We start from the raw sequence: 25,589 nt of genomic DNA on the forward strand, positions 1-25,589 counted from the left end.
GCAGCGAGGGGCGCGCCGTCAGGGCCTCTGCTGCCGACAGGGCTGACCAGCCGATGCGCGCGGTCCGGTGCGTGCGGATGTGCTCGACGGCGGATGGCTCGGCCGGGTGTGCCGGTTATGCGCGGTGGCGTGGCGTGAGTGCCGTGAGGGTTGCTGCGGCTGCGCTCAACCCACACGTCCAGCAGGGTGTGGGTGTGAGCGCTGAGCGGTGCCGCGTCGAGTAGGGCCGACCGGGCGCTGAGGGTGATTCCGGTGGGCGCGATGTGCTCAGGGGTGGCGGATGGCTCGGTTGGGCATGTGGGTTGTGCGCGGCGGCGTGGTGTGAGCGCTGCCAGGGTTCCCGTCACGAGTAGGGCCGACAGGCGAGGTGGGCGGTTCCGGTGGGTGCGGATGTGCTCAGGGGGTGGCGGACGGCCCGGTCCGGTGTGTGGGTCGAGTGCGGCGGCGTGGTGTGAGCGCTGCCAGGGTTCCCGCGACGAGTAGGGCTGCCCAGGCGAGGTGGGCGGCTCCGGAGGTGCGGCGGGTGGCCGGGGTGGCGTCGTGGGCGGTGATCGGGCCGGGGACGCGGTAGAGCTGGAGCGCCGGGGTGTAGTAGACCGGTTCCAGCTGTGCCAGTGTGGTTTTCGATTCACCGACCGGTCCGGGGGTGCCGCCCTCGACGAGCACCCAGCCGACGCCGAGCCGGGCCAGTTCGGTCGCGGAGCCACCGCGCAGGAGCAATCGCTCGACCTCCCCGGCACGAGCCCCCTCACCCGCCACCGTCGCGCCCCGAACCGGCAGCTCACCGGTCTGCAGGACATCGCGACGGAGCATGCGCGGCGCGGGGTCCAGCACCGGCGCGGGTCCGGAATAGCGGAACTTGCGGAACATGCCGCCCGGCAGCACCGCCACATCCCCCGGAGCGTCCACCAGTTCGGCTACCTCCACCCACGCGGGCGGATAGTGCACCGGCCGCAGCTCACCGCCCACACCCCAGGCGAGGTCGGGCAGAGCAGCGATCAGCAGGGCGATGAAAAGCACTGCGACAGCACCTGTTCGAGTCCGGCGGTCGCCGGGTACTGTCGTGGCCTCGATGCCAGCCGCATCCGTGACGGCGCTGCCGGTCGGGGTGTCGGACCCGAAGGCTGGGGCGCTGGTCGTGGTGTCCAGGACCGTGTCGCTGGCCGGGGTGTCCGGGGTGACGTTGCTTATCGGAATGCCCCGGGTGGTGTTGCCAGTGGGCGAGTCCGCGGCTGTGTCGCTGGTCGGAGTATCCGAGGTGGCACTGCTCATCGGAGTGTCCTGGGCGGTATCTCCGGCGTGCGCGTCCGGGGCGGTGTCTGCGGTAGGCGCGTCCGGGGCAGGGCCGCCAGCGGAGCCAGGTGAGTAAGCGAGTCGGGGCGCGTCTTCGAATGCGTTGCGGGGCTTGTCATCACCTTCCTCGGCTGCGTCGGGTGGCGGCGTGGTGGGGACGCTCGCGACGACCGGTGTGATGCGCCGGTCGCGGAACAGCAGGCCGGCGGCGGTGTGGCAGCCGGCGGCGGCGCACAGGGCGAAGGCGGGCATCGCGAGTGCGACGTATTTCTGGGTGTCGCGCAGCAGTCCGGCGCCCGGGACGTGTTCGATCAGGGCTTCGCCGAGCGACAGGCCCCAGCCGGTCGCCGCCAGTGCGGGCAGCACGATGGCGAATCCCGTCAGGGCCAGCAGGATTCGGCGGATCCGCCGGGTATCGCGGGCCCCGGTGGCCACCGTGCGCACACCGAGGGCGACAATGCTCAACAGCAGCAGGGTGCCGATCACGGCGAAGAACGTGGTGCGGGAACCGGGGACCGCCGTGCTGTTCCAGATGCCGCCCAGCCCGGCCAGGCTGCCGAGCGTCCCCAGCCCGGGTTCCGCCCGCGCCGCGAAGGCGGCGACTCCGGCCGGGTCCGACGGCTCCGCGCCCGCCCCGGACAGCGCGGTGGCGGTGAGCCAGGGTGCCGCGGTGATCACCCACAGGCCAACTGCCCCTGCGAGATTGCGTCGTCCCACCACCAGCAGCGCCGTCGCCCCGGCGAGCAGCGACCCGGTCGGAGTCAGCCCGGCCGCCGCCAGGCAGCCGCCGAGCAGCGCCCAGTTTCGAGCCCGCTCCCACCGGCCGAAGCCCGCTTCACCACGAATCCGCTGCGCCAGCACCGCGATCCACGGCAGTGCCGCATACCCGGTCAGCAGGCTCCAGTGCCCCTGCAGAAGTCGTTCCGCGACATACGGATTCCACACGGCGACGGTGGCCGCCACCAGCCGCGCCCCCGGCGAAGCCCCCAGCAGCTCCCGCGCCAGCACCGCCGCACCCCACCCGGCCAGCCACAGCGCCCCCACCAGAATCGCCTTGACCACCACTCCGCCGTCGACCACCCCCGACAGCACCGCGACCAACGCATCCTGCGGCACCGCCCGCGGCGCGGCATCCCCCACTCCCAATGCGGCATCCGTCAGGTACGACCGCGGCGTACTCACCGCATCCCGCAGCAACAGATACCCCGACCCCAGCAGCGGCCCCACCACCACCAGCGCCAGCACCAGGCTGTACCCCGCGGGCACCCACCGCCACCACCGCTCCCGGACCACCGCGCTCACGCCCAGCACCCTACGTTCACCGCCCGGGGTCCGACGCGGGCAACCATCCCGGGCGTGTGCCGCGCCGCCAACGCGAACACCCGTGTCGTGTCGACTGCGCCCGGGGGTCTCGCGGTAACAGTGGATTCGGCGGTCACCTCGGCCGGTCGCCCCCGCAGCGGGTCGCCCGTCCGTCCCGCCGTGCAGTGAGCTGGTACGCGCCCGCCCTGAGGCCGACGACCTCGCTCATGAGGCCCGCAGCAGCGGCGAACCGTCGCACCCGGTGATCTCGTTCGCGACTCCCGCGCGGTGGGGCCCTGCACAGGTTTCGGACGGGGTGGGGGCGGGTGGTGGGCGTGCGGGTGGGAGCATTGCCGATGTGTCCGCTGTACGCCGTCTGCCTGTTGTCGCGGATCTGACGTTGGTGACGGTCGGGGCCATGACGGCGAATGTCGCGGGCTATCTGCTGCAATTGCTGGCCAGCCGGTGGTTGGGGGTGTCGGGATACAGCCCGTTCGCGAGCCTGCTGGCCGTGCAGTTGCTGTGTGCGGTTCCGGCGCTGGCCCTGCAGAACGTGGTGGCGCGGGAGGTGGTGCGCGGTGCGGGGATCGGTGCCGCGCGCGGGCTCGGGTGGCGCTGTGCGGCCCTGGTCGCCGCCGTGGCCGTGGTGTTGGTGCCGGTGGTGAGCACGGTGCTGGATGTCGGTGTCTGGGCGTCGGCCGCCGCGCTCGGTGCCGCGCCGGTGCTGGTCCTGCTCTCCGGTGAACAGGGGATTCTGCAAGGGCAGCGCCGCTTCCGCGAGCTGGCCACCGTGCTCGGCGGTGCGGGAGTCGCCCGCGTGACCCCCGCGATCATCGTGCTCGCGATCGGAGGCGGCACCTCCGCGGCTCTGTGGGCCGCCGCCGTCGGTATCGCGGTCGCCGCCGTCTCGGCCCGCCTCGCCGCCGGGGGCGCGCATACCGTGACCGAACCGACCGCGCGGGTACGGTCCGCGGACTCGCGTCCGGCGTCGGCAAGGGCAGAACAGTGGCCGACTGCCGCCGAATCCGAATCGGCGGGGGTGGTGGCGGTACTGCGGGCGGCGCAGTTGCAGGCCGCGCTCATGGCGTTGTCGTCGGCGGATCTGATCGTGTCCCGGATCGTGCTGGAGACCGATGATGCCGGTCGGTACGCGTTGGGCGCGGTGGCTACCAAGATCGCGTTCTGGCTGCCGCAGGCGGTGGGTGTGGTGCTGTATCCACGGATGGCGCAGCCGCAGCATTCGGCGCAGGCGGTGCGGTCGGCACTCGCGGTGCTGTCGGCCATCGGTGTGCTCGCGGTGGCGGGCGCGGCGGTCGCCGCCCCGCTGGCCCCGCTGTTCGCGGGTCAGGACTACGCCCCTGTACAGGGCCTGCTGTGGCTGTTCGCCCTCGACGGGGCGCTGCTGGCGGTATTGCAGGCCGCCCTGCTCTCCGCCATCGCGGCCGACCGCACCGCGCCAGCCGCCCTCACCTGGCTGGGTCTGGCCGCCGGGGTGGCCGCCATGCTCACCCTCGCCCACTCGGTCCTCGGCCTCATCACCATCGCCACCACCACCGCCGCGATCACCACCGCCGTCATTGCCGCGCTCGCCCTAGGCGCGACCCGCCGCCCGCAGCCGGTCACGACTTCCATCTGACGTTTCTGGCTTCCGTAGGGGCGGCCTCGCATTCGTGACGCGGCCTCGATCAGGACGGCTTCCCCTTCGAGTTTGCGGGCCCCGATCGGTGCGGCGGCCCTGGTTCGCGAGTCGCCTTGATTCGTGCGGTGGCCCCGCTATCGCGGGCGCGGGCCCGCTGTCCTCTTCGCCCTGGCAACGGCCCGCGAAACGACGGCGGCTCCCCACCTGTCACAGGTGGGGAGCCGCCGGTTCGGGATCAGTCCGAGATCAGGGTTTCTTCTCGGTGTCGATCTTGCCGATGTCGATCTGCTGCGTCGGTGCGTCCGAGAACGCGTCACCGGAACCCGGCCGCGGACCGGCACCCGAGCGGGCCGCGCCGCGGCGCACCGGATCCTTGCCGCCGCCGAGCAGACCCAGCACCAGACCCGCGATCAGGGCGATGGCGCCCAGGACGCCGAAGATGATCGGCATGACGCGGCCGTAGAGGGCCAGCTTGTCGGTGTTCTCCTTGGCGACCGCGATCTGCGATTCGATGGTGTTCTCGTCGAAGACCAGTTCGCCCTTGAGCACGGTCACTTCGGGCTTGTCGGCGCTGCGCGCGTAGTACTGGTAGATCTTCTCGCCGCCCTTGATGACGGTGCCGGTCTGCGGCTCCACCCACACGTCACGGGTATTGGTGTACCAGCGGGTCATGGTGACCGGCTCCTCGCCCTCCAGCCCCCACTTGGCGGCGGGCAGGCTCAGCTTGTTGGTCGGCGAGTTCACCACGGTGGAGAGGTCGACGGGCGGGATCGTCTGCGAGAAGTGGTAGACCTTCGTGTTGTTGATCTCCGTCTCTTCGACGAAGTTGATGTCGTAGGTCTGCCGGGCGTTGACGTCGAAGTACGGGTACGTCTTCTTCTCGGTGCCGATCGGGAAGCGGTACTGCAGACCGGTGTGCTGGACCGGGTCCATCACGGTCTGACCGTTCTTGTCCACGGTCGCGCCGATCGCGCCGTTCGGGCCGCCGTCGACCTCGTCGACCGGCATACCGGTCTTGCGGTCCACGGTGACCCGGTCGATGGACGCCGTCAGCAGGCCGGTGTCGCCCTGCTTGTCGGTGCGGCGCAGGGTCTGACCGGCCTGGATGGTCAGGATCTCCGCGCTGACCGGCTCCTCGATGGTCAGGAAGCGCTGCGAGAACAGCGGCACATTGGTGTCGACCTTCGCCGCGCCCTCGGGGGAGGTCAGCGACTTGGCGTCGAGGACCTCACCGGCGTTCTCGGGTCCATTGGTCGCGACAGTGGTGATCTCCAGGTCGAGCGGCGTCTTGGCGAGCTGGTTGACCGTATAGGTGGGGATCATCACCGCGGCGACGAGCAGCATCGCGCCCAACCCCACGAGTAGGCAGGCTACTGTCCTTCTGGTACCGGCACTCAGTGCCATGCAGGTTCTCCTCGTCGTCGAACAGGTCGTTCCGGCGCGGTACTGCGGTCGCCGCGCAGCACGCGTGAGCCCCGACACTAACAGTCCGGTCTGCCCTTACGCTGCGCCGAGGCCGGAAATCCCCGCGAAACGGCCCCAAGTCAAACACGGAGTGCTCACATCAGGCCAGACAAGGCACACTGGATCGCGATGACCACGACCCTGCACCCGTCCTCCGAACCCCCCCGACCGGTCGGTGAAGAAACCGAATCCGCCGAGGTAGCGGGCGCAATCGAGTCGAATTCCGCACCCACCGGAGCGGGCGCGGACATTGCCGCACCGCCGCGCGGCGATTCCGCCGAAGCGACCACCGCGACCGACACCGGTTCGATGGCCGCGCCATCATCCGCTTTCGCTATGGCACCGCGACACGGCGACTCCGCCCCGACAGCGGCGGTGACCCGACCGGCGAACCGCGAGTTCGACCAGCGCGGAGCCGGAGTGGAGGAGAGCGAGGGACGCCGGACGCGGACAACCCCGCACCGCCGCGCCACTGCCGCACCGACGGAATTCGCGGAGAGGGGAGCCGCCGCGGTCGCACCGCAGGCCGCTTCGGCGAGTGGCGTGGGCAGCGGAGCCGCGGGGTGCGCGGCGCAGGCCGCCGCGGCGAGTGGAATCGAGAGGGACGCGGTCGAGCGCGCCGCGAACGTGGCCAGCGAACCCGGTGCGGCCTCGACCGAATTCCCGAGGCGGCCAGCCGGATTCCTGCCCGCCCTGGAGGGCATGCGCGGGATGGCGGCGCTCGGTGTGGTCGTCACGCACGTGGCATTCCAGACCGGGGCGACCAGTTTGCCAATGGTGGGACGCGTGCTGGAGCGGTTCGACATGGCCGTCGCGGTGTTCTTCGCACTGTCGGGATTCCTGCTCTGGCGTCCCCACGCCGCCGCCGCGCGCGGACTCGGCACCGCACCCGCCGCCGGGCGGTACCTGCTGCACCGCGCCGCCCGCATCCTGCCCGCCTACTGGGCGGTGGTCTGCGCGGTGCTGATCCTGCTGCCGACCGCCGCGAGCACCGCCGGATTCCGGGTGTGGCTGGCGAATCTCGGTCTGGTGCAGGTATTCGTGCCGCTCACCCTGACCGACGGACTCACCCAGATGTGGAGTCTGTCGGTGGAGATGGCGTTCTATCTGCTGCTGCCGCTGCTGGCCGTCGCGGTGGCGTGGCTGCGCGGAGACCGGGCGCGCTGGCGGGTGCCGGTCCTGCTGGCATTCGGAACGCTGTGTCTGACCTGGAATCTCATCCCGGTGCCGACCCCGGACGCCATCAACTCGGACAACTGGCTGCCCGGTTACCTGCCGTGGTTCGCCGCGGGCATGCTGCTGGCCGAACTCTCCGACCTGGCGGTGCCGCGGCTGCGCCGCCTCGCCGGAAATCCGTGGCTCCTGTGGACGGTCGCGCTGGTGGCGCTACTGCTCTCGGCCACCGATCTGGGCGGCCTGCCCGGACTCACCCGGGGTGCGCCCTGGCAGTACGTCCTGAAGATGGCCTTCGGCGCGATCATCGGCTTCACCCTGCTCGCCCCCCTGGTACTGCGCCCCGATATCCGCCACCGCTGGCTGGAGAGCCGCACCGCCGCCATGCTCGGCCGCTGGTCCTACGGCGTCTTCCTCTGGCACCTGGCCGTACTCTCCATCGTCTTCCCGGTCTTCGCCATCGTCCCCTTCAGCGGCGACTTCCCCCAGGTCCTCGCCCTCACCATCGCCCTCACCCTCCCCCTGGCCGCCGCCAGCTACGCCCTCATCGAAGAACCTGTCCGCCGCTGGGCGCGCCGCTTCGGCTGAGCATCGAGGGGGAACTGGTGGCGGGGACCTCTCGGGCGATGCCGCCACCAGTTCCCCCTCGATCTGTCAGCGGGGGTGGCGCGGGGGGAGGGCGGCGACGGCGACGGCGATGACGGCGACGAGGGCGGGGAGTTGGGTCCAGAGGGAGCCGCCCATGTAGGTCTCGGGGGAGCGCCAGGGGGCGGTGGAGAGTGCGGCGGCGGAGACGGCGGTGCCGCCTGCCGCCAGCGCGACGAGGATGCGGTCCCAGTGGCGTGGGCGGAGCCGGTCGGCGATGAGAGCCGCTGCGCCGAGGGCGATTCCGACCGGTCCGGAGATCAGCCCGGCGACGGCCGTGATCCCCAGTGCGCCCACGGTCCGGCTCTGCCAGGGGCGGGGGGCGGTCATGGGCGGGGCGTTGTCCGCAGCCCGATGCGCGCGCAGTCGGCGCAGCCGCGACCCGAACAGCGCGAGGACCGCCAGCGGCACCAGCAGGACCAGTCCGCCGAAGATCGCGAGGCGGTACCAGCGGTCGGCGGGGAAGGAGACGGTGATGGGCCCCTCGACGTCCGCGGGGACCAGCCAGGCCTGCTGCCAGCCGTCGATCACCACCGGCTCGAGCGCGGTGCCGTCGGCGGTATGCGCCTCCCAACCCACATTGGTGCTGAGCGGCAGCACCAGCAGACGCGTGCCGGGGGCGGCGCGGACACCGACGGGGGGCGCGAAGGCGGCCGGAGGCGGGGTGGGAGCGGCTGTCGCACTCTCTCCCGTTGCCGGCGCGTACGAGCCGCCCAGCGCGGCGCGGTTCAGGCGTAATTCGTCGACGGTGAAGAGTTCGGTCGGTGCGACCGTCACGTCCACCTGTCCGGCGGGCAGGCCGATCAGGTCGCCGCCGGTGCGGTCCCAGTCGTCGTCGACCGGCAGGTCGGGCGCGGCGGCGGCCACCTCCTCGGGGGTGCACAGGCGGGCGGGCAGCGGTGCGCCGGAACGCAATTCGTCGATCGTGCCGGTCACCGAGGTGTGCAGGGTGCGGCCGGCGACGGCGATGGTCGGGCCGTTGGCGCAGTCCACGGTGATCGGTGTGCCCGGGTCGGCGGCGGCCGGGTAGTCGGGGCCGAGGACGGCGACCTCCGCCAGGCCGGGCGGCTGTTCCTGCGCGAAACCCAGTGCGGTGCGGTCGAGCACCGTATCCCAGGTGTGGATGCTGAGTTCGATACGGTCGGTGACGTGTGGATGCAGGTCGACGCGGGAGGTGACGCCGGAGTCGGGATCCACCTCGCGAATCTGCGGCCCGTCACCGAGATTCACCGATACCGAGGTCGGATGGGCGGGCAGTTCGCCCGGTGACGGTGTGATGGCGATGCCCGTCACCAGGGTCGGCTCGGGCAGTTCGATGACCAGGGTCGGCTTGGGCCCCAGGATATTTCGTACCGTGGTCTCCGGCGCGACCCAGCTGGTGCGGGGATCGCCGTCGGTGGCCGTCACGGCCGCGCCCCGCGGATCGGCCACATCGGCGCGCCCGCGGGCGACGGGGCGGGCCGGATCGGAGAGCAGCCGCTCCAGCGCGGGTCCGGGCCGGGTGCGGACCATCAGTTCGGGTGATACGGCCAGCGGTTCGGGCACCGAGAGCATGCGCTCGAACACGCCGGGCTCCTCGGCGGCCAGTGCGAGTGCCTTACTGCATCGAATCCGGTCCGGTGCGTCGAAACAGGCGCTGCGGCCGGGGAACTCCTGGCCGAGCCGCCAGCCGTCGATCCAGGCGCCCGCCGGGGTGGGCGGCAGCACGATGCGATGCTGGATGTCCACCCGCACGGGATCGTCGCGCCGCCCGTAGTCGTCGAGGGTGAGTTCGCTGATGCCGAACTGCCCACCGCCCGAGCCGTTCTCGGTCTGCCGGGCGGTGATCTTCACCCATTGTGTCCGTCCCGGCGGCAGTGAGATGTTCACCGGCGTACCGGGTTCGGCGACACGTGCGGACACCGTGCCGCGGGCCGTCGCCACCTCCAGCCACTTCACCGGCGAACCGATGGCGGCCCGGCTGGTGGTCACCCGCAGTGCGCCCGCGTCGATCGGCTCGTCCAGATCGAGTCGCAGCCACTGGCCGATGGCGGTCTGGGTGCCGTTGCTCAGCCAGCCGGTGGCCGGATCGCCGTCGACCACCGCGGCGGTGGAGCTGCCGGGTGCGGCGCCGCCGAGCTGGGTGGCGTCGCCGGCCGAACTGGAGACCGTGATCGTGGCCCCCGACCATTCCCCGCGCACCAGCTGCGCGCCGGGCACCGGATAGTCGGGTACCAGATTGAAGGTCCGTCGCGGATCGCCCTCCGCGCGCACGGCCGAGCTGTGGTTGTCGACGCGCCCGAAATCGGTCTCCCGGGCCATGGGGGTATCGGTGACGGTGACCGCCTCGATGGGCAGTCCGGCCCGCTCCGCATCGGCGGCCAGCAGTGTCGGTCCGGCGGGGATACCGGGATCGCGGGCCAGCCGCTCCAGGACCTCCGGACCGCCCTGCACCACGGGCACACCGTCCAACGGCACCTCGTACGCGCCCGGGAAGGACTCCGGCGCGCCGGTCCCGCTGTTGATGTGGGCGGGCGTGCCCACCGGCCGCGGCTGCACGCGGTAGATCTCGACGGCCGGATAGCCCGGCCGCAGATCCCCGTCGGAGACCAGGCCGTCGGTCTTCCCGTTGGTGTCCACGGGATCGCCGAACTCCGCCACCTTGCGCAGTCCCGGCGAGCCCTCGATCGCCTGGTGCGCCAGCATGGGTCGTGTCGAGCGCGAGGTCTCCGGATCGAGATCGTTGCGCAGCACCAGCACTCCGATGCCCTGCTCGGCCAGCGTGGCCGCGAGTCCCGCCGACGGTCGCCCATCGGCGATGAGACGCTGCACCGAATCCATGGCGCGGATGGCACCGGGGGGATTGAGCGGCACCGCGTCCCGGACCGCCCACGGGGTGCTCGCCAGGGCCTGGAGCGGTTCGTCGCGGGTCAGGCCCCACACCTGGCTGCCGAACGGCGCACCGGGCACCACCAGCGCGCGGGTGTCGGAGGCATTGTGCGCCAACCATTGCGCGGTCTGCTTCCAGTAGCCCGGCACCTCGTCGTAGGCGCCGCGCGGGGCCAGCTTCCCGGTCCACGCCAGCGAGGTGGACAGCGCCAGGGCGGTGAGGACGAGCGCCGTCACCGCCACCATGCGGTGCCGTTCGGGATGGGCGAAGGCTTTGCGCCACACCGGCATCGGAACCGACGCGGGCAGCGGCACCCTGCTCAGCAGGTGTGCCAGGCCGACCACCAGCGGTATGCGGATGAGCGGTTCCAGTTTGTGCACATTGCGCAGCGGTGCGCCGCCGGAATCCAGGAAGAGCCGCACCTGTTCGGCGAACGGGCCGCCCAACTGCCCGACGTATCCGGCGCAGATGCCGACCAGGCCCACGCACAGGATCAGGACGAAACGGCCGCGCCAGGGCATGGAACGCAGGGCGAGTCCGGCCATGCCCGCGGCGGCGAGCATGCCGGTGGCGAGCACGGCGGCGGGCTGGGTCACCAGCACCGCACCGGCGATGCGCTCGGGGGAGACGAAGGGGGTCCAGCTGTCGGTGCCGCGCAGCACCTCCGCGAGGGAGGCCCACTGGGTGGTCACCCCGGCGGACTCGATGTAGTCCAGGAACGGCGGGCTCACCCGGCCGAGCAGCAGCAACGGAACGACCCACCAGCAGGTGGCGAGAGCCAGCAGCGGAATCCAGGCGCGGGTGAAGCGCCACCACAGCGCATTGGGTTTGTAGGAGGCCCACCACAGCGCGGCGGGGAGGAAGGCGGCGGCCGTGGCGACGGCGTTGACCGAGCCCATGAGGGCCAGGGCGAACGCGCTGGCGGCGGGGGAGGTTGCGCCGCGCCACGGGATGGGGCTGGGCGGTGTCGTGCCTCGCCCTTCGTGCGTGGGTTGTCCGGGTGCGGCTGTGCGGCGGCGGGTCAGTGCCGCGCCCAGGGCGGCGGGGGCCAGCAGGACCCAGGGGGCGAGCATCATCGGGAGGGTTTCCGACGAGATCGAGCCGAGGGTGGTCAGCACGCGGGGGGAGAGGGCGAAGGCGGTGGCGGCGATGACGCGGGAGCCGCGGCTGCCGATGCCGAGGGTTTCGCAGAGGCGGACGATGCCCCAGAAACCGGCGAGCAGCAGCAACGCCCACCAGATGCGCTGCGTCACCCAGGCGGGCAGGCCGAGCCAGTGCCCGAGGGAGAAGAACGCCCCGTGCGGAAAGAAGTACCCGTACGCCTGGTTCTGCACCTGTCCCATGGGCGCCTGGGAGCTCCACAGGTGGGCGGCGCGGGCGAGGAAGCCGAGCGGGTTCTGCGCCAGGTCGTATTTGGTGTCGGCGACGGTCTGGCCGGGGGCCTGCAGGAAGGTCAGCAGGAAGGCGGCGAGCACCGTGCCGATCAGCCAGCGCCGACCCAGCGGTGCGGTGGCCGGGGACCGGTCGGATAGACCGGTCTCGGCGGAATCAGCGGAGGTCAGTTCAGCGTGCGCCGTACTCGACGTTGTTGAGCAGCGAGCTCGAGGCATCTCCGCTGCGGTCGATGTCCGGGCGTGAGTTCTGGCTCGCCGCCATCGTCACCAGCAGCACGGCGACCAGTCCGAGCAGGGCTCCACCGGCAGCGCTCGCTACACCAGGGACGGCAAACTTCATCGCGGTACTCCCATACATCGACGCATGCGTAACTGGAGAGCCAACCTAGCAGGTCGATGGCGGGGAAGCAGACATGTACGTACCGGTAGCCCGGTTGTGGGCGGCTCCGCGCGCGGTCGTCTCCGGATGAGTCCCAGGTCACAGGGCTGATGGCGGGAACAGCACCGATCCGGCGGCGTTAGCTGGGAAGCGCGCAGCGCTAGGTGGGAAGCGCGCAGCGCAGCCCACCCAGGAAGGTGCGCAGCTTCGCGCTGGTTTCGTCGAGTTCGGCGCGCGGGTCGGAGGCGGCGACGATCCCGCCGCCGCCGAAGGCCCGCAGCGCCCGGCCGTCGGCGGACAGTTCGGCGCAGCGGATGGCGACCACCCACTCGCCGTCGCCGTGCGCGTCGCACCAGCCGACCGCGCCGCCGTAGAACCCGCGATCCTCCTCGAGTTCGGTGATGGCGTCGAGCGCGAGGTCGGTCGGGGTGCCGCAGACGGCGGGGGTGGGGTGCAGCAGGACGGCGAGGTCGAGGGCCGTGACGTCCGCGTCGCGCAGCTGCCCGGTGATCGGCGTGGCCAGGTGCCAGACCTCGGCGGTGCCGATGATCTCCGGCCCGTCCGGAACGGTGAGTTCGGCGCAGACGGGCGTGAGCCGTTCGCGAATCCACTCGATCACGAAGGCGTGCTCGTCGCGGTTCTTGGTGCTGGCCAGCAGTTCCCGGGCCTGGGCGGCATCGTCGGCCGGGTCGGGCCGCCGGGGCAGCGTCCCGGCCAGGGGGCGCAGCGTGACCGTGCGGCCGTGCCGGGCGACCAGCACCTCGGGGGTGGCGCCGATGAGTGTTTCGCCGTCGCGCCCGGCCGGACCCAGATCGACGGCGAATACGTTCGCATTCGGGTGTCGTGTAATAAGATGCGCCGCAATGACTTCCGGTTCCAATGGCGACTCCGCCGCCGCGATGAGCGAGCGGGCCGCCACCACCTTGCGCAGCGGTTGCCCCGGATCCGCGAGCTGTTCGACCAGTTTGGTAACCCGCGCCACATGCTCTGCCGCACTGGGTATCTCGGTGACCACCCGGACCGGCGGCAGTTCCGGCAGCGCGCCGGGCCGCCACGGCCCGGCGGTGTACGCGGAGCGCTCGGGTACCGCCAGGGCGGCCGGTCGCCGCGGGTCGAAGGCGAGCGCGCCGACCACCAGTTCCGCCCCGTCCCGCAGTGCCGCCGCCGCGTCCTCGGCCGTATCGAGGGCGGCGCGCACACCGGCGGTCCGCAGGACCGCTCCGGGAGTCGCGAGCAGGAATCCGTCCATGATCTTTCCGACCATAGTCCGGTCCCGCGGCCTCGCGGCGGCGGAGCGACGAAGGTCTCAGCATGCCCCGAAATCCCGGATCGGGGCGGTTCCCGGCGCCGCCGGGACGGGCGCGGGCGGCGATTCCACGGCGCGGGATCAGTGATCCTTCGGGTCCCGGCCGGGCGGTACCAGCAGGACCGGCCGGTGGCAGTGTTTGAGCACGGCGTCGGCCACGCTGGAGTGCAGCAGCGCCCGGATGCCGGTGGCGCCGCGCGTGCCCGCCACGATGATGTCCACGTCCAGGTCGTCGGCCACGTCCACGATGGCGTTCCAGATGGTGGTGGTGCACTCCACGGTCCGCGCCTCGGCGTTGAGCCCGGCCAGTCCGGCCAGTTTCGCGCCCTCGGCATTGATGTTCTTGGCGTCGGTGTAGGCGACGTCCTCGATCTCCTCGTCGGTCACCCACTCCGGCTGCAGGACGCCGGAGATACCGGACAGCCGCGCGGCCTGGCGCACCATGGGCTCCCAGGCGGTGAGCACGACGGCGCGGTTTGCGGTGAGGAAGCGGCCCGCGTATTCGACGGCCCGCCGGGCGTTCTCGGAGCCGTCGTAGGCAATCAGCATCAGGTCGCACGGCATGACGAACCTCCTGGTAGGAGCGTTGGTCCCTGCCTCGAGGGTACCCCGCGACGCGCCGGTTCACCCGCAAGGACGGCGGTGGGTGACACCGTCTCGCGTCGTTCCCGTGTTCGGGGTGTTACCGGCACGTTCGCGCATGCGCACCGGTCGGTACGAACCAGCTGCGGATCGAACACTGTTTGCGAACGATTCACCCAAACCCGTGGCGACCGAACGGGACGGGGTCTTCACTGGATTCGTCGGCCTCGCGCCGACGATCGACAATGCCGTCGTTGTGCAGTATTTCGAGCATCGAGGTGTGTGGATAGTGCGGTTGGAGGAACTGACCACCCCGCAGGACTGGGCGCATGTGTACCGCTCCCTGTTCGGCCTGCCGCATGTCCACGTGACCACGCCGGGGTTCGTGGTGCTACCCCTCGTCGACACCGTCGCGGCGCTGAACACCCCGGAACCGTTGGGGGCGTTGATACTCGGTGAGCTGACGGTGCGCGGCATCCCCGGACCGGTGCTGGTGCGCGAGAAACCGCCGCGCCGGACGTTCCTCGCGGTCTTCGATGGGTACCCCACGGTGGAATGCATCGAACAGTTGGAGCGCAACAGCGTGGATATCGGGCCCCACCGCAGCAATGTCATCCTGCCGACCGGTTTCGGCCGCCACACCCACGAGGGTCGCTGGTGGGCGCGCGCACCCCAGCGCGATGAATCGCTGCCGCTGCTGTCGGAGGTGCTGGCCGCCGCGAAAGCGGTGCTGTGAATCCGATCCAGACCGCGTTCTTCGGTCACCATGAGGCCGATCCGCGCGCCCTGCTGCACTACGAATGGCATCAGCGACACGAATCCGGTTGGGCGGTGGACGAGTTCGAGCAGGAGATGCTCGAACTCACCGATACCCAGCGGCCGGTTCCGGCGGCGTGCTGGCGGCTGCTGGACCGCATCGAGGCCGCCGAGCGGGTGCCGGAATGGCCGTACACGGAGTGGGAGGATCCGCGCGAGCCGGAGCCCGCGGTGGTCGCGCCCGCCGCGCCCGCGGTATCGGTCGCCGAGCTGTCGGACCGGGTGCGCGGCGGGTGGCTGGGCCGCTGTGTCGGCTGCACGCTCGGCAAGCCGCTGGAGAACGGATTCGTCTGGACGCCACGACATATCCGCGACTATCTGGAGCCGATCGGCCGGTATCCGCTGCGCGACTATGTCCCGGTGCGGGAGCCGATGCCCGACGGGTACGAATTGCATTGGACCTGGCGGGAATCCACGCTCGGCAATATCGCGGGCTGCCCGCGTGACGACGATATCGACTACACCATTCTCGGCCTGCACCTGATCGAGCGGCACGGCACCGAGTTCACCCCCGACGATGTGGCGGCGCTGTGGCTGGAACATCTCCCGTTCCTGCAGACCTACACCGCCGAACGCGTCGCCTACCGCAACCTCATCGACGGTTACCTGCCGCCCGCGACCGCCACCCACCGAAATCCCTACCGCGAGTGGATAGGCGCGCTGATCCGCGCCGACATCTACGGTTACGTCTGCCCCGGCGAACCGGCCCGCGCCGCCGCCCTGGCCGCCCGCGATGCCTCGCTGTCGCACACCGGCAACGGCGTCTGGGCCGCGAGCTGGGCCGCCGCGCTCACCGCCGCCGCCTTCATCGCCCCCGATCCCGAGACCGCCCTGGCGGCCGCGCAGGCCGTCGTCCCGGCGCGCTCCCGCCTCGCGGTGGCACTCGCCGAGGTGGCCGACGATCGGGCCCGCGACCTGACCTGGAACCAGGCCGTGGCCGCCATCCACGCCCGCCACGGCCATTACAACTGGGTGCACGCCATCGGCAACGCCTGCCTGATCAGCGCCGGACTGCTCTGGGGCGAAGGCGATTTCACCCGTACCATCGCCCTCACCGTGCAGGGCGGCTGGGACACCGACTCCACCACCGCCACCGCGGGCTCGGTGGCGGGCATCCTCACCGGCGCCCACGCCATCCCCACCCACTGGACCGCCCCCCTCCAAGACCGCGTCCACAGCTCGGTAGCCGGCTACTGCGACCCCCACATCACCGACCTGGCCACCCGCACCCTCACCCTGCTCCCCCACTGACCGCGGTCACCGATGACAGTGCTGGGGTGCCTGAACCGGCTGCGCTTGGGCAGTCTGCGCCAGGGGCGCAGGGTGGGCAAGCGCAGCACACTCCGACCGGTTCATCTCTCCCCGAACCGCCCGCGCACACCCGGAACTTCGAAACCCGGCCCCTGAGTCACCCGTACGGTCCGAAGCATCCCGACAGCCCTGGCTCGCCACGCCCGCATCGGCGCGCAGCCACGTGCCCTTGCCGGTTCGACGCTCGATCCGCTCGAGCGGCCCGGCCGCTGACCCACCCGAATATCCTGACCCACCCGAATATCTTGAACCACTCGAGCAATCTCGAATCCCGCACGGCGGCAGCAGGTCTCGAACATGCGACGAGCGGCCCCGATCGGACCGGGGCCGCTCGCGCATTCGGATCTGGTTACCGCTCGACGATCGCGACCACACCCTGGCCGCCCGCCGCGCAGATGGAGACGAGCGCCCGGCCCCCGCCCTTCTCCTCCAGCAGCTTGGCGGTCTGCGCGATGATGCGTCCGCCGGTCGCGGCGAACGGGTGGCCCGCCGCCAGCGAGGATCCGTTCACGTTCAGCTTGGTGCGGTCGATCGGCCCCAGCGCACCGTCCAGGCCCAGCCGCTCCTTGCAGTACTGGTCGGACTCCCACGCCTGCAGGGTGGCGAGCACCACGGAGGCGAACGCCTCGTGGATCTCGTAGTAGTCGAAGTCCTGCAGCTTCAGTCCGTTGCGCGCCAGCATGCGCGGCACCGCGTAGGTGGGCGCCATGAGCAGACCGTCCGGCCCGTGGATGTAGTCGACGGCCGCGACCTCCGAATCCACCAGGTAGGCAAGCGGCTTCAGGTTGTGCGCGGCGGCCCACTCCTCGGAGCCGAGCAGCACCGCGGACGCGCCGTCGGTGAGCGGGGTGGAGTTGCCCGCGGTCATGGTGGCGTCGCCCAGCTTCACGCCGAAGACCGGCTTCAGGGTGGACAGCTTCTCGATGGTCGAGCCGGGTCGCAGGTTGTCGTCGCGGGTCAGCCCGAGGAACGGGGTGACCAGGTCGTCGAAGAAGCCGCGGTCGTAGGCGGCCGCCATGTTCTTGTGCGACAGGTAGGCCAGCTCGTCCTGCGCCTCGCGGGCGATGCCGAATTCCTTGGCGGTGATGGCGGCGTGCTCACCCATGGACAGGCCGGTGCGCGGTTCGGCGTTGCGCGGAATCTCGATGCCGACCATGGACGGGCGCAGGCGGCCGACCAGCTTCACGTAGTCGGAGTTCTTGCGGGCGCGGTTGGCGTCGAGCATCCACTCGCGCATGGATTCGCTGACGCCGATCGGCGCGTCGGAGGTGGTGTCGGTGCCGCCGCCGATGCCGGATTCGATGCGGCCCAGCGCGATGCCGTCGCCGACGGTCACGATGGACTGCAGGCCGGTGCCGCAGGCGAGCTGCAGGTCGTGGGCGGGGGTGTAGGGGGACAGGGTGGAGCCGAGCACGCTCTCGCGGATCATGCCGTGCTCGCCGACGCGCTTGAGCACCGCGCCGCCGACGACCATGCCGAGGCGCTCGCCCTGCAGGCCGTACCGGGCGACCAGTCCGTCCAGCGCCGCGGTGAACATGTCCTGGTTGGAGGCGTGCGCGTACTTGCCGTCGGAGCGGGCGAACGGAATGCGGTTGCCGCCGAGGATGGCGACGGGGCGCGCCTGCTTGGTGTTCTTGGCCGCGGCCTTCGCCGAACGGGCTTTGGTGGTCACTCGAGTCTCCAGTGTCTCGTCGGGGTCCGGCATGCCCGGTCAGCGAGACCGGGCCTGGTTTACATTAAACTTACTCTGGAGTAAGTTCATTGTCGACACCGTACCCCGCCCATGTGCGCGACATCGCTTCCGGGCACCGACGAGAAGAGAAGGTAGGAACCAGTGGCTGCCAGCAAGAGCAAGGGCGCTCCCAACCTGTACGGATCGTTCATCCACTCCGCCCCCGGCGCGTTCCTGGCGAGCAAGCTGGGTCTGCCGCAGCCGGAGACCCTGCGCCGCTACCGCGCCGGTGAGCCCGCGCTCCCGGGTCCGGTGCTCGTCGGCGGCAAGGGCCGCGTCGCCGACGCCGTGCGGAACCTGCTGTCGGACTACACCTTCGTGGATTCGGTGTCGCCGGGCGTGAAGTTCGGCGCGCTGGTCTTCGACGCCACCGGCATCCGCACCATCGAGGAGCTCGAGCGGCTGTTCGAGTTCTTCCAGCCCGCCATGCGCGGCATCGCTCCCTCCGGCCGCGTGCTCGTGGTCGGCACCACCCCCGAGCTGTCCGCGTCCGTGGACGAGCAGATCGCCCAGCGCGCGCTCGAGGGCTTCACCCGCTCGGTCGGCAAGGAACTGCTGCGCGGCGCCACCTGCAACCTGGTGTACCTGCACCCGGAGGCCGCGGCCGCCGCCACCGGGCTGGAGTCCACCCTGCGCTTCATCCTCTCGGCCAAGTCGGCCTTCGTCGACGGCCAGGTCTTCCGGGTCGGCAAGGACGATTCCACCGCCCCCGCCTCCTGGGACAAGCCCCTGGACGGCAAGGTCGCCGTGGTCACCGGCGCCGCCCGCGGTATCGGCGCGACCATCGCGGAGGTGTTCGCGCGCGACGGCGCGACCGTGATCGTGGCCGATATCCCCGCCGCCGGTGAGGCGCTGGCCGAGACCGCCAACAAGGTCGGCGGCACCGCCCTGGCCCTCGACGTCACCTCCCCGGACGCCGCCGAGAAGATCGCCGAGTTCGCCACCGAGCGCTTCGGCGGCGTCGACATCATCGTGCACAACGCCGGTATCACCCGCGACAAGCTGCTCGCGAATATGGACGAGGGCCGCTGGAACTCGGTCATCAACGTGAATCTGGCCGCCCCGCACCGCATTACCGAGGGCCTGGTTGCCAAGGGCGCGCTCAAGGAGGGCGGCCGCGTGATCGACGTGTCCTCCATCGCCGGTATCGCGGGCAACCGCGGCCAGACCAACTACGGCGCCTCCAAGGCCGGTGTCATCGGCATGGTGAACGCCGAGGCCCCGAAGCTGGCCGAGAAGGGCATCACCATCAACGCGGTGGCCCCGGGCTTCATCGAGACCGCCATGACCGCCGCCATTCCGCTGGGTACCCGCGAGGCGGGCCGCCTGCTGTCCTCGCTGCTGCAGGGCGGCCAGACCGTGGACGTGGCCGAGACCATCGCCTACTTCGCGTCCCCGGCCTCGAACGCCGTGAGCGGCAACGTGGTTCGCGTCTGCGGCCAGGCCCTGATCGGAGCATGATGACCGAGACCATCACGCTCACCGAAACCCCGAAGAACAGCAGCCTTTTCGTCAAGGCGGCGCTGGGGGCCATTCCGGTGCCGGGTCTGTCGAACCGGCCGTCCACACTGCCCGACCGGGTGGTGAAGTTGCAGGGGCTGCGGGTCGATCCCGATCACCTGTCGGCCTACTGCCGGGCCACCGGTCTGCGCTTCGGCGACGCGCTGCCGCTGACCTACCCGTTCATCCTGAGCTTCCCGCTGGCCATGCAGCTGGTGGTGGCCCGCGACTTCCCGTTCGTCGCGGTGGGCGCGGTGCACGCGCAGAACCTGATCGAGCGCACCCGCGACATCTCGGTGTCGGAGCCGCTGGATTTCGAGACCCATATCGAGAACCTGCGCGAGCACCCCAAGGGCCTGCTGGTGGACGCCGTCACCGCGGTGAGCGTCGGCCGTGAGCAGGTGTGGCGGCAGGTCACCACCTTCCTGCACCAGCAGCGCACCTCGCTGTCGGGCGGCCCCAAGCCCGAGCCCAAGCCGGACGAGGTGCCGCCGCCGCCGATGCGCCAGACCCGCGTGGATCAGCAGATGATCAACCGGTACGCCGCGGCGTCGGGTGACCACAACCCCATCCACACCTCGGCGTTGGGGGCCAAGGCGTTCGGCTTCCCGAAGCCCATCGCGCACGGCATGTGGTCGGCGGCGAACGTGCTCGCCAATATCGAGGGCCGTGTCCCCGGCAAGGCCACCTACGACGTCAAGTTCGGCAAGCCGATCCTCCTGCCGTCCACGGTGAACGTCTACGCCGACCAGGTGGAAGGCGGCTGGGACCTGGCGCTGCGCCACCCGAAGAAGGGGTACCCGCACCTGACCGCTACGCTGCGTTGAGTTGCCGGGCGGTCGGATCTCTCGACCGCCCCGCGCGAAGCTCGACCCCGGACCAGGGGGACCGGAGCCGCGCACCGTCCCAACCGAATGTCGGCTCGCAGGGGTATCGACATCCGGTTCGGTGACCCGGTGCGCGGCTCTGTGCTTTCGAGGGGCAGCCGTTCGGTGCGGGGCCGCGCCGCGGCCGCTCGCGGTGGGCGCGCTGGAACCGCGCGGCAGCCGCCCTACTCCGCGGGTTCCGGTTTGCGTCCGGCCAGACCGCGCCAGGCCAGGTTGTCCAGCAGGTCCACGGCCTGGCGGACCTCGACCTCGCCGCTGGCGACGCGGTCGGCGATGGCCTCGCCCGCGCCGATCACGGCGACGGACACGATCTCGAAATTGGTGCCCGGTTCGGCGTACTTGGCGCTGGATTCCAGCAGTTTGGCGGTGAGTTCGATGATCCGGTCGCGGCTGTTGATGATGTCCGGCGCGAACGGTTGCTGGTTCAGCGCCTGCCGGTAGAGCACCTGCCAGGACAGCCGATTGTTGTCCACGTAGGACAGGAAGGCCTCGAGGCCCGCCCGCAACTGCTCGTGCGGGGTCAGTTTCGGGTTGCCCGCCACCGCGACGGCCTCGATGAAGCGCATGCTCTCGCGGTGGATGCAGGCGCGGAACAATTCGTCCTTGGAGCCGTAGTACAGGTACAGCATGGGCTTGGAGATCTTGGCTTCGGCCGCGATCGCGTCCATGGAGGTGTCGTGATAGCCCTTGTGCGAGAACACCGTTACGGCGGCGTCCAGCATCTGCTGCTCACGAACCGCCCGGGGTAGCCGCTTCGTTCCGCCTGCCATCCACACTCCTAGGACATGTCGAAACCCTTATCTTACTCCATGGTAAGTTCCGCGAGCTCAACATTGCGGAAGATTCGCTCGCGATACGCACCGTGCAGCGTCGATAAGGGCTTCTCGGTCGCCGGTCGTCCAGACGTCAGCAGCGCGGCCCAGTGCCCTTGAACCTTGCCATGCGCAGTACCGAGGCATCCACCTGGCTACCCGGCAGACGGCCACTGGCGACCGCCTGCTCGAGTCGGTCGAGCACGCTCGTCACCGCGTCGGTGGTTATCCACAGGGCATTGTCCGCCCCCGCGACCAGGGCGGATTCCACCGCCTCCGCGATCGACATCCGATCGGTGATGGCTGCCATGCCGCCCAGATCGTCGGTGAAGATCACTCCGTCGAAGGGTGCCGCACCGTAGCCGGTACCGGTGCGCAGCAGTGCCATCACCTCGGGGCTGATACTCGCGGGCACATTCGGGGAGGTGAGTCCGGGCACATCGAGATGTCCGATCATGACCGCCGCACCGGATTCGATCAGCCCACGAAACGGCACCAGATCGCGGTCCAGCAGCTGTTCCAGCGGCGGCGTGCGCACCGCGCCGGTGTGCGAATCGCCCGACCCCGCGCCGTGGCCCGGGAAGTGCTTCATGACCGTGCCCACCCCGGCCTCGTTCATGGCCCGGATGAACGCCCCGGCGTACTCCGTGACCACCTGGGGATCGTCGGAGTAGGACCGGTCGCCGATCACCGAGTCGTCGGGCTGGCTGCTCACGTCCACATCGGGCGCGAAGTCCACGGTGATGCCGAGCGCCTTCATCTTCCGACCGCGCTCCAGGCTGAGCTGGTAGTACTCCTCCACGCTCATGGTCTGGGCGACCACCCGCGCCGACGGAGCCGAGCCGATGAGGTCGCGCAGCCGCGACACCCGCCCGCCCTCCTCGTCCACGGTCACCATGAGCGGGGTGCGCGACGCCGCCAGCACCGCGTCGATGTGGCCCTGCCCCAGCAGGGCCTTGTCGGTCCAGCCACCCACGAAGATGCCGCCCACCTGTTCGGTGCGCACCACGCTCTCCGCGTCCGCGGCGCCGGTGACACCCACGGTGATCAGCTGCGCCAGCTTCTGCCGCAGCGTGAACTGCGCCAGGTAGCCCGCGGCGCAATCCTGTTGCGCCGCAGTGCTGGTCGTTCCGGTGGTGGTGTCGGTGGCACCGGTGGTGGTGGAGGTCCGGTCGGCGGCGGTCTCGCCACCGCCACCGGAGCAGGCGGTCAGCACGACCGCGGCCATGGCGAGCACGATCCCGGGGAAGATGCGCATGCCCCGACGGTAGCCGCCACCGGCACGGCCGCCCACCCCGACTCCGGCCCGGCGGCTACTTCCCGGGTAGCTCGTGATGTCCGCCGAACGCCTGGCGCATGGCGGAGAGCACCTTGTCGGCGTACAGCGATTCACCGCGCGAGGAGAACCGCTGGAAGAGCGCGGCGGCGAGCACGGGTGCGGGCACCCCCTCGTCGATGGCGGCGTCGAGGGTCCAGCGGCCCTCACCGGAGTCGGAGACGCGACCGCCGAAGGAGTCCAGGTTCGGGTCAGCGTGCAGTTCGGCCGCGGTGAGATCGAGCAGCCAGGAGGCGACCACCGAACCGCGCCGCCACACCTCGGTGACCTCGGGAATGTCGATGTCGTAGCGGTAGTGCTCGGGATGTTCGAGCGGCGTCACCTCGGCGGAGTGCTCGACATCCCGCTGCTTGCCCACATTCGCCTTGTGCAGGATGTTCATGCCCTCGGCGTAGGCGGCCATGGCCCCGTACTCGATGCCGTTGTGCACCATCTTCACGAAGTGGCCCGCGCCCGCGGGGCCGCAGTGCAGATAGCCCTGCTCGGCGGGCGACGGTTCGCCGGTGCGGCCGGGGGTGCGCGGTGCGGCCTCGACCCCGGGGGCGATGGACTTCAGCAGGGGTTCGAGGTATTCCACCTGTTCGGCCTCGCCGCCGATCATCAGGCAGAAGCCGCGGTCGCGGCCGAACACGCCGCCCGAGGTGCCGATGTCCAGGTAGTGAATCCCCTTGGGCCGCAGCGCTTGCGCCCGTGCGATGTCCTCGTGGTAGCGGCTGTTGCCGCCGTCGATGATGATGTCGCCGGGCTCCAGCAGGTCGGCGAGCTGGTCGATGACCGCGCCGGTGGCTCCGGCGGGGATCATCACCCAGACCACGCGGGGGGTCTCCAGCATGGCCACGAACTTCGGCAGGTCGGTGGTGCCGGTGAAGCGGTCGCCGAGTTCCGCGCCGAGCTCGTCGACATGCGGGCCGTTGCGGTCGTATCCCACCGCGGTGTGCCCGGCGGCGGCGATGCGGCGCACGATATTGGCGCCCATCCGGCCCAGGCCGATCATTCCCAGCTGCATACTCATCTCCCTCGAGTCGTCTCGATCCTCGGCGTGGCCGAGCGCTGCGGTAGCAACCTCCTCGATTGTCCCGCTCGCCGGTTTCGGGTTTTTTCCGGGATTCCCGGGCGCGGGGTGTAACGCATGCTGACGGGGCTCGATAGAGAGGGTGGCTCCGTGCTGTTGCCAGACCCCCGACCCGGCAACCGCACGGGGCTCTTTCCTTGTTCAGTGACCTGTTGCACAGGGTTTGCCGTGGGCCAGGGAATCGTCGGATGCCGGTGTCTCCCACTATGGTGTGCGGTGAACTCGCGTGCGCGGGTGCCCTTTTCTCCGACCATCGGGAGGGTGGTTCGTGACCAGCGGATCCAGTACCGGCCGCCACACGCCGACTCGGAACACCGGTCCGGAGCCCGCTCCCGGTACCCGGTTCCTCGACTCGGCCACCGCCCGCCGCGCCGGAATCGCAGCCGGTGTGCTGATGGCGCTGTCCGGTATCGCCTACGCCGCGGACTGGGCGATGTCCTCCGGCGAGGTGCCGCGTGGGGTCCAGGTGGCGGGCATCGATATCGGCGGCATGGACCGCGCCGCCGCACAGTCGGTCCTGGAGCTGGAGCTGAACAGCCGCGCCACCCAGCCGCTGACCGTCCGCGTCGGCGACGAGAGCGCGACCTTCGTGCCCGCCAATGCCGGTCTGGGGGTGGACTGGACCGCCACCTGGGACCGGATCGGCGGCCAGCCGCTCAACCCGTTCGTCCGGCTGGCGTCGCTGTTCACCGATCGTGCGGTGTCCCCGGTCGCCGACGTCGACGACGCGGCGCTGGATCGGCAGGTGCAGGAGCTGCGCGCCTTCGATCTGCAACCGGTCGAGGGCACCGTGCGTTTCGAGGACGCCAGACCCGTGCCGGTGTATCCGGTGCCGGGTCGGGTACTGGACGCACCGGCCGCCCGCACCACCCTGCTCGAGCACTGGGCCGACGGCGGCGTCTTGGACCTGCCGGTGATCTCGACCCGCGCGGAGGTGACGCGGCAGGGTGTGGACACCGCGGTGAGCACGCTCGCCGAACCCGCCGTGCAGTCGCCGGTGACCTTCACCGGCAAGGGCGGCAACGGGACCCTCGAACCCGCGCAGCTCGCGACCGTGCTGCGCTTCACCCCCGACGGTCACGGTGGTCTGGCCCTCGCATACGACAACGATGCCGCGATCGCCGCGCTCGCACCGCAGCTGGCGCCGACCGAGGTGGAGCCGAAGGACGCCACCTTCGAACCCGGCGGCAACCGACCCACGCTGGTGCCCGCCGTGGTCGGCGACAAGATCTCCTGGCCGAAGACCCTCGAGGCGCTCCCGCAACTGGTGAGCGCCACCGGTGAGCGCACCGCGGCGGTGGTCTACGAGCCGGTGCAGCCCAAGCTGACCACCGAGGCCGCCGAGAAGCTGGGCCTGGTCGAGGTGGTGGGCTCGTTCACCACCGGTGGATTCAGCGGGCCGTCCGGCGTCAATATCCGCACCGTGGCCGCCAAGGTGAACGGTGCGATCGTGCTGCCCGGAGATACCTTCTCGCTCAACGGTTTCACCGGTACCCGCGGAGCCGCCGAGGGCTATGTGGAATCCGGCATCATCGACAAGGGCCGCCCCAGCACCGCGGTCGGCGGCGGTATCAGCCAGTTCGCCACCACGCTCTACAACGCCGCCTACTTCGCCGGTATGGAGGACGCGGGGCACACCGAGCACAGCTACTACATCTCGCGCTATCCGGCCGCGCGGGAGGCCACGGTCTTCGACGGCGCGATCGACCTCCAGTTCCGCAACAACACCCCCTACGGCGTCTACATCGAGGCCAGCGCCGACAGCTCCACCGTCACCGTGCGCCTGTGGAGCACCAAAACCGTTGACGTGGAATCCATCCCGGGTCCCCGCACCAAGGAGACCGAACCGACCACCATCACCCTCCCCAAGGGCGACGACTGCATCGCCACCGAGGGCGCACCCGGCTTCACCACCTCCGACACCCGCGTCATCCGCGACTACCGCACCGGCAAGGAGATCTCCCGCCACACCCGCACGGTGAAGTACGACCCCATCCCGGTCGTGAAGTGCGTAGCGCCGGGCGAGGATTCGGGTGACGACGCGGACGAGGACTCGGGCCGCTGACCTTCTCTCCTG

General features: G+C 70.7%; 17 protein-coding genes. 7 read left to right on the plus strand and 10 right to left on the minus strand.

The annotated features are described in order from the left end of the window. Nucleotides 1-396: 396 nt before the first annotated feature. The gene (locus tag FOH10_RS35115; RefSeq protein ID WP_244962153.1) at nt 397-2,586 is read right to left on the minus strand and encodes an MmpA family trehalose lipid delivery protein; all 2,190 of its coding nucleotides are present in this window, start codon (nt 2,584-2,586) and stop codon (nt 397-399) included. Between the two features lie 427 nt (nt 2,587-3,013). Here FOH10_RS35115 and FOH10_RS32805 point away from each other — a divergent pair, with 427 nt between their 5' ends. Further along, a complete protein-coding gene (locus FOH10_RS32805; protein WP_244962154.1) occupies nt 3,014-4,231 on the plus strand; it encodes a polysaccharide biosynthesis protein in 1,218 nt (405 codons plus the stop codon). Nucleotides 4,232-4,480: 249 nt separating this feature from the next. Here FOH10_RS32805 and pgfA read toward each other — a convergent pair whose 3' ends face one another. Next, entirely contained in the window at nt 4,481-5,638 is a 1,158-nt protein-coding gene (gene pgfA, locus FOH10_RS32810) for a cell envelope lipid trafficking protein PgfA (protein ID WP_143983539.1), read from the minus strand. 396 nt (nt 5,639-6,034) lie between these two features. On the opposite strand from pgfA, the gene FOH10_RS32815 reads away from it, so the two are divergent. Beyond that, nucleotides 6,035-7,459: an acyltransferase family protein gene (locus FOH10_RS32815; protein ID WP_308212901.1), complete on the plus strand. Its 1,425-nt coding sequence runs from the start codon at nt 6,035-6,037 to the stop codon at nt 7,457-7,459. Nucleotides 7,460-7,525: 66 nt separating this feature from the next. On the opposite strand, the gene FOH10_RS32820 is transcribed toward FOH10_RS32815, so the two are convergent. The 4 genes from FOH10_RS32820 to FOH10_RS32835 form a co-directional block, all read right to left on the minus strand. Next, nucleotides 7,526-11,995, minus strand: coding sequence for an alpha-(1->3)-arabinofuranosyltransferase (locus tag FOH10_RS32820; RefSeq protein ID WP_143983540.1), 4,470 nt, complete (start codon nt 11,993-11,995; stop codon nt 7,526-7,528). Continuing rightward, nucleotides 11,949-12,119: a DUF2613 domain-containing protein gene (locus tag FOH10_RS32825; protein WP_081592797.1), complete on the minus strand. Its 171-nt coding sequence runs from the start codon at nt 12,117-12,119 to the stop codon at nt 11,949-11,951. Before FOH10_RS32825 ends, FOH10_RS32820 begins: the two co-directional genes overlap by 47 nt. A gap of 199 nt (nt 12,120-12,318) precedes the next feature. Next, complete coding sequence (locus tag FOH10_RS32830; protein ID WP_143984467.1) at nt 12,319-13,407, minus strand: isochorismate synthase; 1,089 nt, start codon at nt 13,405-13,407, stop codon at nt 12,319-12,321. A gap of 138 nt (nt 13,408-13,545) precedes the next feature. Beyond that, nucleotides 13,546-14,028 (minus strand): universal stress protein, encoded by a 483-nt coding sequence (locus FOH10_RS32835; RefSeq protein ID WP_039818053.1) that lies wholly within the window; start codon nt 14,026-14,028, stop codon nt 13,546-13,548. A 202-nt stretch (nt 14,029-14,230) separates the two neighbouring features. On the opposite strand from FOH10_RS32835, the gene FOH10_RS32840 reads away from it, so the two are divergent. Then, on the plus strand, nt 14,231-14,782 hold the full coding sequence (locus tag FOH10_RS32840; RefSeq protein ID WP_039818051.1) for a hypothetical protein: 552 nt from the start codon (nt 14,231-14,233) through the stop codon (nt 14,780-14,782). Next, the gene (locus tag FOH10_RS32845; protein WP_221937904.1) at nt 14,779-16,113 is read left to right on the plus strand and encodes an ADP-ribosylglycohydrolase family protein; all 1,335 of its coding nucleotides are present in this window, start codon (nt 14,779-14,781) and stop codon (nt 16,111-16,113) included. Before FOH10_RS32840 ends, FOH10_RS32845 begins: the two co-directional genes overlap by 4 nt. Nucleotides 16,114-16,522: 409 nt before the next feature. On the opposite strand, the gene FOH10_RS32850 is transcribed toward FOH10_RS32845, so the two are convergent. After that, complete coding sequence (locus FOH10_RS32850) at nt 16,523-17,845, minus strand: acetyl-CoA C-acetyltransferase (RefSeq protein WP_039818075.1); 1,323 nt, start codon at nt 17,843-17,845, stop codon at nt 16,523-16,525. A 162-nt stretch (nt 17,846-18,007) separates the two neighbouring features. Here FOH10_RS32850 and FOH10_RS32855 point away from each other — a divergent pair, with 162 nt between their 5' ends. Next, on the plus strand, nt 18,008-19,366 hold the full coding sequence (locus FOH10_RS32855) for a 3-oxoacyl-ACP reductase (protein ID WP_143983541.1): 1,359 nt from the start codon (nt 18,008-18,010) through the stop codon (nt 19,364-19,366). After that, a complete protein-coding gene (locus tag FOH10_RS32860; RefSeq protein WP_081592796.1) occupies nt 19,366-20,232 on the plus strand; it encodes a MaoC family dehydratase in 867 nt (288 codons plus the stop codon). The genes FOH10_RS32855 and FOH10_RS32860 overlap by 1 nt, the downstream gene beginning before the upstream one ends. A gap of 224 nt (nt 20,233-20,456) precedes the next feature. Here the strand turns inward: FOH10_RS32860 and FOH10_RS32865 are convergent, their stop codons facing one another. The 3 genes from FOH10_RS32865 to gnd form a co-directional block, all read right to left on the minus strand. After that, nucleotides 20,457-21,062 (minus strand): TetR/AcrR family transcriptional regulator, encoded by a 606-nt coding sequence (locus tag FOH10_RS32865; protein ID WP_039818048.1) that lies wholly within the window; start codon nt 21,060-21,062, stop codon nt 20,457-20,459. A gap of 136 nt (nt 21,063-21,198) precedes the next feature. Then, the gene (locus FOH10_RS32870) at nt 21,199-22,362 is read right to left on the minus strand and encodes a glycoside hydrolase family 3 N-terminal domain-containing protein (RefSeq protein ID WP_143983542.1); all 1,164 of its coding nucleotides are present in this window, start codon (nt 22,360-22,362) and stop codon (nt 21,199-21,201) included. Between the two features lie 55 nt (nt 22,363-22,417). Next, nucleotides 22,418-23,446, minus strand: a complete 1,029-nt coding sequence (gene gnd / locus FOH10_RS32875) for a phosphogluconate dehydrogenase (NAD(+)-dependent, decarboxylating) (protein WP_143984469.1) — start codon at nt 23,444-23,446, stop codon at nt 22,418-22,420. A 334-nt stretch (nt 23,447-23,780) separates the two neighbouring features. On the opposite strand from gnd, the gene FOH10_RS32880 reads away from it, so the two are divergent. Then, nucleotides 23,781-25,577, plus strand: coding sequence for a VanW family protein (locus FOH10_RS32880; RefSeq protein ID WP_244961474.1), 1,797 nt, complete (start codon nt 23,781-23,783; stop codon nt 25,575-25,577). Nucleotides 25,578-25,589 lie beyond the last annotated feature (12 nt).

The sequence above is a fragment of the Nocardia otitidiscaviarum genome, assembly GCF_007362295.1.
GTDB lineage: Bacteria > Actinomycetota > Actinomycetes > Mycobacteriales > Mycobacteriaceae > Nocardia > Nocardia otitidiscaviarum.